12 protein-coding genes and 1 tRNA gene are annotated in these 13,847 nt (G+C 53.7%); 5 read left to right on the top strand and 8 right to left on the bottom strand.

Annotation, left to right across the window (positions count from 1 at the left end):
- Positions 1–33 precede the first annotated feature (33 nt).
- From phnC to VOI14_RS14260, 5 genes are all read left to right on the top strand, one after another.
- Positions 34–909 (top strand): phosphonate ABC transporter ATP-binding protein, encoded by an 876-nt coding sequence (gene phnC, locus VOI14_RS14280; RefSeq protein WP_323752715.1) that lies wholly within the window; start codon positions 34–36, stop codon positions 907–909.
- A complete protein-coding gene (gene phnE / locus VOI14_RS14275) occupies positions 906–1,715 on the top strand; it encodes a phosphonate ABC transporter, permease protein PhnE (protein WP_323752714.1) in 810 nt (269 codons plus the stop codon). The genes phnC and phnE (VOI14_RS14275) overlap by 4 nt, the downstream gene beginning before the upstream one ends.
- Before the next feature lie 50 nt (positions 1,716–1,765).
- On the top strand, positions 1,766–2,521 hold the full coding sequence (gene phnE / locus VOI14_RS14270) for a phosphonate ABC transporter, permease protein PhnE (protein WP_323752713.1): 756 nt from the start codon (positions 1,766–1,768) through the stop codon (positions 2,519–2,521).
- A gap of 29 nt (positions 2,522–2,550) precedes the next feature.
- On the top strand, positions 2,551–3,465 hold the full coding sequence (locus tag VOI14_RS14265; RefSeq protein ID WP_323752712.1) for an HAD-IIA family hydrolase: 915 nt from the start codon (positions 2,551–2,553) through the stop codon (positions 3,463–3,465).
- Between the two features lie 328 nt (positions 3,466–3,793).
- Entirely contained in the window at positions 3,794–6,394 is a 2,601-nt protein-coding gene (locus VOI14_RS14260; protein WP_323752711.1) for a DUF6351 family protein, read from the top strand.
- A 226-nt stretch (positions 6,395–6,620) separates the two neighbouring features.
- Here the strand turns inward: VOI14_RS14260 and VOI14_RS14255 are convergent.
- The 8 genes from VOI14_RS14255 to bamA form a co-directional block, all read right to left on the bottom strand.
- Positions 6,621–6,697: transfer RNA gene (locus tag VOI14_RS14255), tRNA-Met, on the bottom strand.
- 74 nt (positions 6,698–6,771) lie between these two features.
- Complete coding sequence (rnhB, locus tag VOI14_RS14250; protein WP_323752710.1) at positions 6,772–7,455, bottom strand: ribonuclease HII; 684 nt, start codon at positions 7,453–7,455, stop codon at positions 6,772–6,774.
- Entirely contained in the window at positions 7,455–8,633 is a 1,179-nt protein-coding gene (lpxB, locus tag VOI14_RS14245) for a lipid-A-disaccharide synthase (protein WP_323752709.1), read from the bottom strand. The genes rnhB and lpxB overlap by 1 nt, the downstream gene beginning before the upstream one ends.
- 18 nt (positions 8,634–8,651) lie before the next feature.
- Positions 8,652–9,443, bottom strand: coding sequence for an acyl-ACP--UDP-N-acetylglucosamine O-acyltransferase (gene lpxA / locus VOI14_RS14240; RefSeq protein ID WP_323752708.1), 792 nt, complete (start codon positions 9,441–9,443; stop codon positions 8,652–8,654).
- Complete coding sequence (fabZ, locus tag VOI14_RS14235) at positions 9,443–9,880, bottom strand: 3-hydroxyacyl-ACP dehydratase FabZ (protein ID WP_323752707.1); 438 nt, start codon at positions 9,878–9,880, stop codon at positions 9,443–9,445. Before fabZ ends, lpxA begins: the two co-directional genes overlap by 1 nt.
- A gap of 11 nt (positions 9,881–9,891) precedes the next feature.
- Positions 9,892–10,917, bottom strand: a complete 1,026-nt coding sequence (lpxD, locus tag VOI14_RS14230) for a UDP-3-O-(3-hydroxymyristoyl)glucosamine N-acyltransferase (protein ID WP_323752706.1) — start codon at positions 10,915–10,917, stop codon at positions 9,892–9,894.
- A gap of 39 nt (positions 10,918–10,956) precedes the next feature.
- Positions 10,957–11,454, bottom strand: a complete 498-nt coding sequence (locus VOI14_RS14225; RefSeq protein WP_323752705.1) for an OmpH family outer membrane protein — start codon at positions 11,452–11,454, stop codon at positions 10,957–10,959.
- A gap of 42 nt (positions 11,455–11,496) precedes the next feature.
- Positions 11,497–13,815, bottom strand: coding sequence for an outer membrane protein assembly factor BamA (gene bamA, locus VOI14_RS14220; protein ID WP_323752704.1), 2,319 nt, complete (start codon positions 13,813–13,815; stop codon positions 11,497–11,499).
- Positions 13,816–13,847: the final 32 nt, after the last annotated feature.

The raw sequence follows: 13,847 nt of genomic DNA, 5'->3' as shown, positions 1-13,847 counted from the left end.
CTCAGAGCGCAAACCCTCGTCAGCGGATTGACCATGTCGCGAGATGTGGCCAACCCGCTGATTTATCATTACCAGACATGGCAACAAACTGTGCTTGAACTCAAAGCCTTATCAAAAACCTACAAAACCGGCGACCGAGCACTGACCGATGTCAGTTTCTCGGTGCCTGCTGGCCAGGTTGTCGGCCTGATTGGCCCCTCTGGCGCGGGCAAGTCGAGCCTGATCCGGTGTATCAACCGTCTGGTTGAACCCAGCTCCGGCAACATTTACCTCGGCGAAACAGAACTGACCAAACTCAATGGCCGGGCTTTACGCCAGGCTCGCCGGCGTATCGGCATGATTTTTCAGGAATATGCGCTGGTTGAGCGCCTTACAGTAATGGAGAACGTGTTGTCGGGCCGCCTGGGTTATGTCACCGGCTGGAGGTCTTTCCTGCGTCGGTACCCGCAGACCGACATCGATCAGGCCTTCAGCTTCCTGGAGCGGGTCGGGCTGGGTGATCACTACAACAAACGGGCAGATGAACTCTCCGGCGGTCAGCGCCAACGTGTGGGCATTGCCCGGGCATTGGAGCAAAACCCAGAACTGTTGCTGGCCGACGAACCCACCGCGTCACTCGACCCGAAAACCTCGCGCCAGATCATGCGCCTGATTCAAAGCGTCTGCCGGGAAATGAACCTACCCGCCATCATCAATATTCACGATGTGGTACTGGCACAAAACTTTGCTGACCGGATCATCGGATTGCAGGCTGGCCAGGTGGTGTTTGACGGCCCGGCGTCAGCCTTGACCCATGACGCTCTGACCCGTATTTACGGCGCAGAGGACTGGGACCAGGTGCAACAGAGTAATGAGCCACAGGATGACGAAGCCCTTTTCAGCAACGCCAAAGTACTGGAGAAATCATGACCAGTGAAGTCACTTCTTCGAGGACCTGGAAGCGGCCTCCGGTATTGCTGAAAGACCCCCGTTGGCGCTGGACGATTCTGTTAGGCAGTGCGGTCTATCTGATTCTGGCGATCAGCTCCGTGGAGGTCGACTGGTTTCGGGTTTATGAAGGTCTTGAGCGCGGCTGGAAGTTCATTCAAGGATTTCTGACGCCGGATTTCAGCTCCCGCTGGCGGGATATCCAGGCCGGGCTGGTCGAAAGTCTGACCATGACTCTGACCTCCACCGTGGCCGGCGTATTGGTCTCGGTGCCGATCGGCATAGGTGCCGCCCGCAATCTGGCCCCGGCGCCGGTGTATATGTTCTGCCGTGGCATCATTACGCTGTCGCGCTCATTTCAGGAAATCATCATCGCGATCCTGCTGGTCGCCATGTTCGGATTCGGGCCCTTTGCTGGGTTCCTTACACTGACGTTTGCCTCTATCGGGTTTCTTTCCAAGCTGCTGGCGGAAGACATCGAGGACTGTGACAGCGCCCAGATAGAAGCCATTCGTGCGACCGGCGCGGGTTGGTGGCAAGTCGTTAACTATGCCGTCCAGCCCCAGGTGATGCCCCGCCTGATCGGCCTGTCTCTGTATCGGCTGGACATCAATTTTCGGGAGTCGTCGGTGATCGGTATCGTCGGTGCCGGCGGTGTGGGAGCCACGTTGAACACGGCTATTGATCGCTACGAGTACGATTCGGCTGGCGCCATTCTCATCATCATCATCGCTATTGTACTAGTGGTGGAATACTCCTCATCCTACATCCGACGGTGGGTACAATGACGTCCAGAACAGACACACAAAGCTGGCAGTTCCGCACCCCAAGACAACACATGCTACGTTGGGTCGGCTGGTTCTGGCTGGTGGCACTGGCAGTGTTCTGCTGGAACCTGATGACCGAAGACACCATCTGGGCCTTTGTCGCGGACGCACCCCGGCAGGCATCGGATATCGGCGGTCGCATGCTTCCGCCGCGTTGGGGCTACCTCAATCAACTCTGGCAGCCGCTGTGGGACACACTGAACATTGCCACCCTGGGCACGCTGATCGGAGTAATCATCGCAATACCCGTGGCCTTCCTGGCCGCTGGCAACACGACCCCTAGCCGCCAATTTGTACGTCCGTTGGCCCTGCTGATCATCGTGACCTCACGCTCGATCAACTCGCTTATCTGGGCCCTACTGCTAGTCGCAATCATCGGCCCGGGGCTTTTGGCCGGCATTGTCGCGATAGGTCTGCGCTCCATTGGCTTCGTCGCCAAGCTTCTGTACGAGGCCATTGAAGAGATCGATGAAAGTCAGGTAGAAGCCGTGCGGGCAACAGGTGCCTCCGAGGCCCAGGTGATTGATTATGCGATTATTCCGCAGATCCTGCCGGCGTTCTGGGGTATTTCAGTGTTCCGCTGGGATATCAACATACGCGAATCCACCATTCTCGGGCTAGTCGGTGCAGGTGGTCTGGGCCTGCAACTTCAATCGTCCTTGAGCACTTTAGCCTGGAACCAGGTAACGGTGATATTCCTCGTTATACTGGCCACGGTGGTTGTTTCCGAGTGGGTGTCGGCTAAAGTTCGGCGCGCAGTGCTCTAAAACGACACTACCGCCAGCAGGAATAGTCTATGACACCTTCAACGCTCTGGGCCTTTGAGGCTTATCAACGCATTCGCTCGCGGCTTCCAAAGCCGGTTGCAACCACGGTTAGGCCACAGCGGGTGCCATCGCTGGCGGCTATTACCGATCGTTTCGACGGCTTTATCTTCGATGCCTTCGGTGTGCTCAATGCAGGCAACATTGCCTTGCCTACGGCCGTCGCGCGGCTCCACGATCTGCAATCGATGGGCAAGCACTGTTTGGTGCTATCCAATGCCGCCTCGGCTCCCCAACAGGAGCTGGTGCAGAAATACCGCAACCTCGGCTTTCCCATCACACCAGACCAATTAATTTCCAGTCGCATGCTGGTAAACGATGCTCTGACATCCGAACCGGAGCGCACATGGGCCATTATGGCACCTGCATGGGCACACGCCGACCAACTGCCCTGCCGCAGTTTTATCATTGCCGACCTCACGGTAACAGCCAATCGCGACAGACTCGATAACGCCGATGCCATATTGATGTTAAGCGCCCAGGGATGGACCGAAGAACTGCAGCAAGGCCTGGTCGACAGCCTGCATCGCCGACCTCGGCCTGTCTGGGTGGCAAACCCCGATCTGGTGGCGCCACGGGAGACTGGCCTGTCGCTGGAGCCGGGCCATTTCGCCCACCACCTGATAGACGCTATCGGCCTCGATGCAGTGTTCTTCGGCAAACCCTTCAACAACGCGTTCGATGCGGCCAAAAAACGGCTGGCTCACATACCCACGTCCAGATTGCTTATGGTGGGGGATACCCTGCACACGGATATCCTCGGCGGGCGCAATTCAGGCATAAGTACCATGCTGGTAACCGCCCATGGTGCGCTTCAAGGTCTGGATGTGAACGCCTGCTTAGAAGCATCGGGCATAGTTCCGGATTTTATTGGTCCGGAGATTTGATCGGCCGAGGCTATGCTAGCTTGAATATGCTCTACGCAATCCCGCATTTTTTTGGGCACTTTGTTACGGGACACAGGAGACAAATACACATACAAACCACTCTCCTAATCGCCCCGGGCTCAAACTGGAACTCCATGAATATTCCACCAGGTCAATGGCCCAAATAACCTCAAGATCTAAAAGCCAGCCACAGATCACAAAACGCACAGCCAGATATCTTGCTATTCGTCGATCAAAAATTATACACAAAAACAAACCATCGATGCTTTCTGGGCGAGCGCGAATCAGCGCCCCTTTTAAACCCCATAAATAACAAGAGAGTATAAAAATGGGCCCCAACAGGACTCTTTTAGCTACGGCAATCCTCAGTTCCACAGTTTTACTGTCCGCCTGCGGTGGCGATTCAGATGGGTCGAAGGCCGCATCCGCCACAACCGAAAATGATTCAACAAAACCATCGACAGTCATTACATCCGCTAACGGTTCAATCGAAGTACTTTCTAATCGCAAAGATCTGATCAGCGGTGGCAATGCGCTTGTCCGTATCACCACAGCGGAAGGACTACCCGGGCGCATCCGGATTAACGGTGAGATCACTCAGAGCATTCCTTTCTCAACCTCACTGACGGAATGGAATGGAATAATCGATGGCCTGAAGGTTGGAGAAAATAAAGTTGAAGTTGTATTTGCAGACCAAAGCGTCTTGGACACAACCATTACCAACCACCCCTTAGGTGGCCCTATCTTTTCAGGGCCGCAGGTCTCACCTTGGAGCTGCAATAATCCGAACGCGGTAGACAGTCAGTGCAATCAAGCACCAACATACTCCTTCAAGTATGTGCCTAAGTCTGAGCTGACCAAATGGTCGGAGGGCTTTGACCCTGAAAATCCGGGATTACCAAGCACATATTTGGCCTATGATCCCGAGAATCCGCCGGCACCCGACAAGATTGCAACCACAACGACCGAGACTGGAGAAGTAGTCCCTTTCATCGTGCGCGTTGAACAAGGAGTTATTAACCGGGATCGATATCAGGTTATGTCTCTGTTCCAACCCGAGATGGAATGGAACGCGCTTGAACCACAGCCTCAGTGGAATGGAAAGCTATTAATTCACCACGGCGGCAATGTTGGGGTGAGTTACAGCATGGGCAACCCACCCAACGGTGACATAGCCGGTACCGCTCCCGAGGGGATGGAGCTCCTTTTAGGAGACAGCATCACCGCAGCGCTGGCTAGAGGATTTGTAACCCTGTCTACTGCTCAAGCCAACCTAGGCCACAATGCCAACCTTGTGACAGCTGCCGAATCACTGGTCATGTCAAAAGAGCACGTAATAGAACAATATGGCCCACTGCGATACACCATTGGAACAGGGTGTTCAGGTGGGGCCATCGCACAGCAACACGTTGCCAACGCTTACCCAGGCATCTATCAAGGGCTGATCGTACAGTGCTCCTACCCTGACGTTTGGACAACCGCCGTTCAGTTCGCCGATTACAACCTTCTCAACGAGTATTTCGGTCTACAGATGCCCTCTGAGCCAGAAGGTTTTCTTGAGTTCTTCGAAGGCCTTTTGACCCCCAACATTATCGCACTTCAGTGGCCCGCAATTTACGGGCATCTCCCCATCAATCCTGTGGTTTCTGACCTCGCCTTCTTCCCGTCAGCCGATCCTGATCAAGAAAGCTGTCCGGGGCTGAACGATTCAACCCCGGTATACCACCCCACAGAACGCCCTGATGGGCTGCGCTGTGGCCTCATCGACTATATGCGCAACCAATTTGGCGAGCGCCCTCCTGAGGCTTGGTCTGACAACGAGAAACTATTGGGTCATGGTTTCACCGGTATTCCGCTCGATAACGTAGGCGTACAGTACGGCCTCGGCGCTCTTCAAGCAGGCACGATAACCGGTGACCAATTCCTGAAGCTAAACAGAGATATTGGCGGCTTCGATGTCGATATTAACTATCAGGACGAGCGAACCCAGGGCGACCTGATAGCTATAACCAATGCTTACCGAACCGGAGCGATCAATACCACAGAACACCTTAACACCGTGCCCATCATTGACCTCCGCGGCCCCGACCCCGGATTTGCCCATGATGCATTTCACTCATGGCAGGTAAGAGCGCGGCTTGAGACGACCCATGGTCACGCACGAAACCAAGCTATCTGGTACGGTGCTTTTCCTATCGCTGGAGACACCATCTTCACGACAGAAGCCTTACTCGTCATGGATAACTGGCTATCGCAAATCGAAAGTGATGACACGTCCACACCTCTTCCAGAAAAGATTGTCGTAAACAAACCGGCGCTAGCGCGCGACCGCTGCCTCTCCGTTTCTGCTTTGTTTTCTGATGAAGGGCCCAAAATCCCATTCACTGGCAACATAGTTTTCCCTTCTCCCATTCTGCCGGGCTTAGACCTGTCACTCTTAAACCCACTGCCAGCAGAGCTTGGTCAAATAACAGATGCCGTTACAGGGCAAGTCTGCGGTCTTAACTTGGGCGAAGCGGGCTTGCCTTCTCAGATTCTGGACCCACTCGCACCAATCACTGATGCAATTCGAGAAGTTCAGGCGACGGTGGTTCAGACTCGTTTTGGCACTCCACGTACAGTGGCGGGAGACGATATAACCACCATGAACAACAAGTGCAATCTAAAACCCGTTGATCCAGCCGACTACCCAATGAATCCAGTTACCGGCATATTTAACAGCGAAACATTTGCGGAAAAAGTGCGGGAGGTATTCCCTGAGGGCGTATGTGACTTCAGCAAAGCGCCTGTTGGGTCTACAGAAACCATCAGCTGGCTTCAATACGGCGATGCACATCAGGTCGTAACAGGCGGCGAGCCTTTGCCAAGGAACGACTCTCCTGTTCTTGGCTGGGCCTCAAAATCCTTTAAACCAACTCTTAGTCAATAAAGGAAATCTGCGAAGCATGTAGTGGGTCATGGCTCCGGAGGCATCGAGTTCTCGCTGTCGATTCCGTGCAAGGAGCCTAGGCCTAGCGGTCACTTTTGGAAAAGAGCCCAAGTTGGGGCTTTCACGTTTTGGCGCAAATACGTCACATATTTGTCACAGGGGTATTCCCTCACCCCAAACGCAAAAAAGGCAGACCAGTAAGTTACTGATCTGCCTTTCTTTTATATGGTAGCGGGGGCTGGATTCGAACCAACGACCTTCGGGTTATGAGCCCGACGAGCTACCAGACTGCTCCACCCCGCATCAAACTGGTCGTATTATTTCGGGGCTAACCCCGATCAACGTGGCGCGAATATTACAGAGAACTACTCGATGCGTCAACCAATATCTTCAAACAAATCGGTTGGGTAGCTTAAGAGATCATCTGTACCGTTATCCGGCTGAAACAGACCGACCGTCTCGATAGCCTGCCGAACCGGCCGGAAAGACCGGCGGTGTTCCGGGGTTGCCCCCAGCCGCATCAAGGCTTCCTGGTGAACCGGCGTTGGATAACCTTTATGCTTAGCGAAACCAAAGCCCGGGTATTTATCCTCCAGCTCATCCATCTCCCTATCCCGGGTCACCTTCGCGATAATCGATGCCGCACTGATTGCCTCGACCCGGCTATCGCCTTTAACCACAGGCTCAGAAGGCCAGTTCCATTCTGGGCAACGATTACCATCCACCAAAACGTATTCCGGCGCGATAACCAAACCGTCTACCGCTCGTTTCATCGCGAGCATGGTTGCCTGATAGATGTTCAAGCGATCGATCTCTTCCGGCTCGCAGCGGCCGAGATTCCAGGCTGCAGCCTTTTCAATAATTTCGTCGTACAGCGTCAGCCGTTTCTTTTCAGTCAGCTTTTTGGAATCTGCCAACCCGGCGATCGGTCGTGCCGGATCGAGAATCACGGCGGCCGTCACTACAGCGCCCACCAATGGCCCCCGCCCTACTTCATCAACACCGGCTAAAAGCTTTCCCTGATAGGAACACTCGAACGGCGGCAATTCGTTGGCTGCCATCAGCGCTTGCTCTCGATTAACTTAGATACCGCTGTCGCAGCGCGCTCATCGGCATCCTGTTTAAGGGTCATGTGCAGCTCCGTAAAGGCTTCTTTAAGGCGTGCGCGACCTTCCTGATCATCAAGCCGTTCTAGCACGGCAGCCCCCAGCGCTTCAGGCGTCGCATCGTCCTGCAATAACTCAGGAACTAGCTCCTTCTTTGCGAGCAGGTTGGGCAAAGCGACCCAAGACACTTTCACCAAACGTGAGAGCAATTTAAAACTTACATTACTAAGCCGGTATCCCACCACCATCGGCTTTTTCAGCAGCATGGCTTCCAGCGTGGCCGTTCCTGACGCGAGCATCACCACATCACTGGCTGCCATTACCTCACGAGAACGGCCGCGTACCAAGGTGACGGATAGTTTGACCTCAAGCGATTCCACCAAATTCTGAATTTGCCGCTCGCGGTCCCGGTTTACGCACGGAATGACCAACTGGATATCCGGTCTGCGACCTTGCAGCCAACGTGACGCTTCCAAAAACAACGTTCCCAAACGTTCGACTTCCCCACCCCGACTACCGGGCAGTACCGCCAGTACCGGCTTATCGGCATCAAGACCGAGACTTTCACGAGCCGCCAAGGTGTCAGGCTCCATCGGCACTCGATCGGCAAGGGGATGGCCCACGAAGGCGACAGGCACATTGTGCTCTTCATAAAAACGCGCCTCGAAGGGAAGCAGCGTGAGCATCAGGTCTATCGATTTGGCGATTTTAAAAATGCGTTTCTGACGCCACGCCCACACAGAAGGGCTGACGTAATGAACGGAAGGAATGCCTGCCTCACGACAACGGCGCTCGATCGTGAGTGTGAAATCCGGCGAGTCGATGCCAATAACCACATCGGGAGGTGTCGTGAAAAAATAATCCAGAAGTCGGGCTCGAATACTGAACAATTCCCGAATACGGCCCAACACTTCGACAAGGCCCATAACCGAAAGCCGCTCCATCGGCACTAGGGAATGAAAGCCTTCGGCAATCATCTCGTCGCCGCCAATGCCAACAAAGCGGGCATTTGGATACCGCAAACGAAGTGAACGAATGAGCCCGGCACCGAGAATATCCCCAGATGCCTCACCCGCGATGATGGCAATGCTTACCTTGCGAAAACTGACCGGTTCAACCGAATCGTTTGTCACCGACCGTCTCCTGCCAATTCAGCGAATGATGCCGCGATCCGATCCCCGGAGCGAGGCAATCAGTGGCTTCATAACAGGGACATCTGCATAGCTATTTTCAAGCTCGGCCAAGGCTTGCTCAGTGGTCAGACCGTTGCGGTAAATAACCTTGTAGGCACGTCGCAACGCCAACAAGTCTTCTTTGCTAAAGCCTCGACGCTTCAAGCCTTCAACGTTCATACCGTGCGGCTGAGCTGACTGGCCACTGGCCATGACATACGCGGGAATGTCCTTCAGAACGATACTGCCACCGGCCGCCATACTGTGGGGCCCGATGCGGCAGAACTGGTGCACCATGGTGCCGCCACCAAGAATCGCGCAGTCACCCACGGTGACATGGCCCGCCAAAGTGGCGCAGTTCGCTAAAATGGTGCCATTACCCACGACACAATCGTGAGCAACGTGCACATAAGCCATCAATAAATTGTCACTGCCAATGCGAGTTTCACCGCGGTCTTGAGTGGTGCCACGATGAATGGTGCAATTCTCACGAATGGTGTTGTTGTCGCCGATGACGAGCGTTGTAGGCTCACCCGCGTACTTCTTGTCCTGACACTCTTCTCCGATACTGGAGAATTGGAAAATACGGTTATTTTTACCAATAACCGTCGGACCCTTTACAACAACATGGGAAAGAATCTCGGTGTTTTCACCGATCTCCACATCAGGACCAATATAACTCCAGGGTCCTACCGTCACGTTGGCCGCCAGCTTGGCTGATGGGTCCACAATCGCTTGAGGATGGACACCCGACCAGTCATTTGTCGCCATCAAACTTCTCTCTCAGCGGTTAGTATTTCTGCCACACACACAACGTCGCCATCGACCAACGCGCGGCAATTAAATTTCCACAGGCCACGCTTGGCAGAAACAAGCTCGGACTCTAACTCCAAGCGGTCTCCGGGACGCACAGGGCGTTTAAAACGAGCCTTATCGGAACCAGCCAAATATTGTATCACGCCGTCTGAGGGTTTCCGCCCCACCGTCACAAATCCGAGAATGCCAGAAAGCTGGGCCATCGCCTCAACGATCAACACGCCAGGCATAATCGGATTATCCGGAAAATGGCCGGTGAAGAACGGTTCGTTGAACGATATGTTTTTATAGCCTTTGATCAAAACGTTTTTCTCGACCTCGGTTACCCGGTCGACCAGCATAAACGGATATCTATGTGGCAAATATTCCAGAATCTCTTCAATGTTCATCATCTTGACCGGCCTCAGCCCTTGAATTTCTTTTCGAGTTCTTTGATTCGTCGCGCCAAGCCATCCAACTGCCTGAAGCGCACCGCATTCTTTCGCCACTGCCGGTTTTTGTCCGCAGGCAAACCTGACGAGTAGACACCCGATTCCGAGATATCATTGGTGACCATACTCATCCCTGTTAGATGAACCTGGTCTGCAATCTCCAAGTGTCCGGCTACCGCTGAAGCACCACCGAAGACACAGTACTTGCCAATGCGCGTGCTACCCGCGATGGCAACCATCGCAGCCATGGCACTGTGATCGCCAATTTGCACGTTATGAGCAACCTGAATCAGGTTGTCGAGTTTGACCCCATTACCAATAACCGTGGGCCCCAACGCACCCCGATCAATCGTGGTGTTGGCACCTATTTCGACATCGTCACCCAGAACAACACCGCCCAACTGGGCAATGCGGTGCCATTCGCCTTTTTCATTCGCAAAGCCGAAGCCGGCACCCCCGATCACCGCACCACTCAGAATGCTACAGCGCTGACCAATCTGAACATCATGGGCCAAAGTCACACGTGGATTCAGTACCGTGTGGTCTCCGATGCAAGAACGTGCGCCAACAACCGAGCCGGCACCGACAACCACCCGTTCACCGACCACAACCTCTGCCTCAATAACAACGTGAGGCCCAATACTGGAGGTGGAAGAAATCGTGGCGCTGGGATCAACAACCGCAGTAGGGTGAATTCCGGCTTGGGCAACAGGCGCACGGTCAAACCAATGGCTCAAACGAGCATAGCCCATGTACGGATTGTCCAAGATGAGGACATTGGTCTGAGCTTCATCGGCCATTGCCGGCGAGACGATGACCGCCCCCGCTTGAGTCTCTTTCAGATACTTACCGTAGGATGGGTTCGCCAGAAAGCTGATATGACCAGGACCTGCTGCCTGCAGGGTTGCCATACCAGACATCCGGGCGTCAGGATCTCCCCGGAGGCTGGCCCCCAACGCATCAGCAATTTCCTGAAGACGATAGGATGTTTCTGCCATGATGATCTCCAAATACCGGGACCGGGGAGGCCCTGTTTTTTAGCGGTTCAGCTTTTCAAGCAACTGAGGGGTCAGATTCATCTCCGGCTTCACGTGTACAACCGCTTCGCTCGGCAAAATCAAATCCAAATCGTGCTCATCCACGAGCTCTTTAACAGCGGCATCGACCTCAGGGCGTGCAGCTTCCAGGAACTGCTGCTTGCGCTGCGCCACAGTTGAATCAAGACGCTGTTTCAGAGCGCTGAATTCCTGAACCTTTTCCTGAAACTCTGCAGCTAGCTTAGTACGCTCGCTGTCGTTCATCATCGCCCCGTCTTTTTCAAGGCGGTCTTTCAATTTACGAGCCGCTTCCTGAACTTCACGCACCTTATTTTCATCGGCTGCAAAGTCCTTTTGCAACTGTTTAGTGAACGCCTGCGCGTTGTTAGACGCAAACAATGCCTGACGCAAATCGACCACGCCCACTCGGGTTTCTGCCGCGGCCTGGAAAGACAAAGTCAGTAATAGCGCACCTAGTACCGCTGAAATACGGTTCATCAAAACTCTCCTTTGTTCATTTTTTCGTTTTTATACTACGCGTCAGAATGTTTGCCCCAGCGAGAACTGGAACACCTGAGTATCGTCACCACTCTTGTCGTTCAGTGGCTTAGCGAGACTGAACGCAAGCGGACCAACAGCTGTTATCCACTGGAAGCTCACACCCGCCGACGTACGCACTTCGGTCAACTCAGGATCAAAACCGCGATCGGTATCGAACACCTGACCTGCATCCAAGAAAAACGACGTACGCATGCTCCGTGAATCACCGGCAAACGGCGTTGGGAAAATCAACTCAAGGCCCGCCTCGGTCAACAGGTTACCGCCAAACGGATCCGGATCGGACAAATCGCTGGACTGGTTGGTCGCTTTATTGCCCAAAGAGTTGGCTTCATAGCCTCTCACGGAACCATAACCGCCCGAATAGAAATGTTCGAAGAACGGCATTTGTGAACGGTCACCGTAGCCATCACCAAAGCCAACTTCAGTTCGAGCCCGCACAACCCAACGATGGGTATCTACCAACGGGAAATAGAAGTTCGTCCGATGACTAGCCTTGTAGAACGTGAGGTCACTGGCTGGCACAGCCACATCCAGCGACAGGGAATGACTGTAGCCCTTAGTCGGAAGCACACCACGGTTCAACGTGCTTCTACGCCAGCTACCAAACAGGAAGTAATTGGTAAACGAATCCCCTTCGTCTTCAATGAACGTTTCGACTTCCTCAGACGAGAAAACACCTTCCTTGATGTCAGAACGGGTAACGCCCACACCAAAGTTTAGACGAGTAATGGAATCAGTCGGATAACCGAACGTCATCCGGGCCCCGTATTCATCCAGCAAATAGGATGAAATATCCTCTTCCTCATAATCCGTTTCGCTCGCGAACAGGCTGAAGCCACGACTTACCCCATCGACGGTGTAATAGGGGTCCGTGTAGGAGACATTCGCACTCTTGACGGAATCGCTGAAGTTCACACCGAACGAGACCTGTTTGCCGCTACCAAAGAAGTTATTCTCAGAAACCGAAGCTCCCAAGATGACACCGGAGTTCTGGGAAAAGCCCACCGAAGCTGACAAGCTCCCTGTTGGCTGCTCTTGAACGCTGTAATTAACGTCCACCAGATCGTCCGAACCCGGAACCGGCACGGTTTCAACATCAACCGTCTGGAAGAAACCCATGCGTTCAAGACGTGTTTTCGAGAACTCAATCCGATCAGAAGAGGCGACACCGCCTTCCATCTGGGTCATTTCCTGACGCAGCACTTCGTCTTTGGTGGACACGTTTCCGTTGAAATTAACGCGACGCACGTAGGCACGCTTACCAGGTTCGATATAGAAGGTGACCTTCGCGGTGTGATCATCGTTAGGCTCGGGCACCGCATTCACGCTGGCAAAGGCATAACCCTCTCGACCAAGGCGGAACGACAGTGCCTCGGAAATAGCGGTCATCTGCGCCCGAGAGAACACATCGCCTTCTTTCACAGGAATGAACTTACGCAGCTCTTCCTCTTCCAAGATCAGGTTGCCGCGCAGCTGAATATCGGAAATGGTGTACTGCGAGCCTTCATTGAGCGCCATCGCAATGAAAACTTGCTGCTTATCCGGAGAGATGGAAACCTGACTGGATTCCACATTGAAATCCAGATAACCGCGGTCCAGATAGAACGAACGCAGGGTTTCCAGATCACCACTGAGTTTTTCCCGAGCGTACTTGTCGCTGTTGGTAAGCGAGTTCCACCAACTGCTACTGCGAAGCTCAAAGAGGTCCGTCAAAGTCTCATCGTCAAATTCACGGTTTCCGACGATGTTGATGTTCTGAATGGCCGCAACAGAACCCTCATTGATATCCAAACGGATAGCAACGCGATTTTGCGGTAGCTCTTCGGCCGAGGCTTTCACTCGAGCGTTGTAGCGACCCTGTGCGATATACGACCGCAGAATTTCAAGTTCCAGGCGCTCAAGCGTTGCCCGACGGAAAACCTGCCCTTCATCAAGGCCGGCACCTGCCAGAGCATCTTTCAGCATGTCGGTTTCAATATTTTTGTTGCCTTCTATTTCGATGGACGAAATAGAAGGCCTCTCACGGACCGACAGAATCAATACGCCAGCGTCTCGGCTGACCTCAATATCCGTAAACAAGCCCGTGCGAAACAGGTCTTTGATTGCCGCAGCCAAACGAGCGTCATCAATTTGTTCGCCCATGTTGATCGGAAACGCGGAAAACACCGAACCCGCAGATACCCGCTGCAGGCCTTCGACCTCTATGTCCGCAACCGTGAATTCGTCCGCCAACGCTGGCTTCATACCGGTTGCGGTAATCGCGAGGCCAACAGCTACAGCTAGAAGAGAACGTCTCATTCAGTTATATCGCCTGGTTAATGTGCGGTAAG

Source organism: Marinobacter sp. (genome assembly GCF_034669625.1).
Taxonomy (GTDB): Bacteria; Pseudomonadota; Gammaproteobacteria; order Pseudomonadales; family Oleiphilaceae; genus Marinobacter.
The sequence above is the reverse complement of the archived record's forward strand: the minus strand, read 5'-3'. Positions and strand labels throughout refer to the sequence as shown.

Excerpts from the sequence above, each read along its gene's own strand:
- phnC (WP_323752715.1), top strand. The coding sequence starts at position 34 with ATGTCGCGAGATGTGGCCAACCCGCTGATTTATCATTACCAGACATGG.
- phnE (WP_323752714.1), top strand. The coding sequence starts at position 906 with ATGACCAGTGAAGTCACTTCTTCGAGGACCTGGAAGCGGCCTCCGGTA.
- phnE (WP_323752713.1), top strand. The coding sequence starts at position 1,766 with ATGCTACGTTGGGTCGGCTGGTTCTGGCTGGTGGCACTGGCAGTGTTC.
- VOI14_RS14265 (WP_323752712.1), top strand. The coding sequence starts at position 2,551 with ATGACACCTTCAACGCTCTGGGCCTTTGAGGCTTATCAACGCATTCGC.
- VOI14_RS14260 (WP_323752711.1), top strand. The coding sequence starts at position 3,794 with ATGGGCCCCAACAGGACTCTTTTAGCTACGGCAATCCTCAGTTCCACA.
- rnhB (WP_323752710.1), bottom strand. The coding sequence starts at position 7,455 with ATGGCAGCCAACGAATTGCCGCCGTTCGAGTGTTCCTATCAGGGAAAG.
- lpxA (WP_323752708.1), bottom strand. The coding sequence starts at position 9,443 with ATGGCGACAAATGACTGGTCGGGTGTCCATCCTCAAGCGATTGTGGAC.
- fabZ (WP_323752707.1), bottom strand. The coding sequence starts at position 9,880 with ATGATGAACATTGAAGAGATTCTGGAATATTTGCCACATAGATATCCG.
- lpxD (WP_323752706.1), bottom strand. The coding sequence starts at position 10,917 with ATGGCAGAAACATCCTATCGTCTTCAGGAAATTGCTGATGCGTTGGGG.
- VOI14_RS14225 (WP_323752705.1), bottom strand. The coding sequence starts at position 11,454 with ATGAACCGTATTTCAGCGGTACTAGGTGCGCTATTACTGACTTTGTCT.
- bamA (WP_323752704.1), bottom strand. The coding sequence starts at position 13,815 with ATGAGACGTTCTCTTCTAGCTGTAGCTGTTGGCCTCGCGATTACCGCA.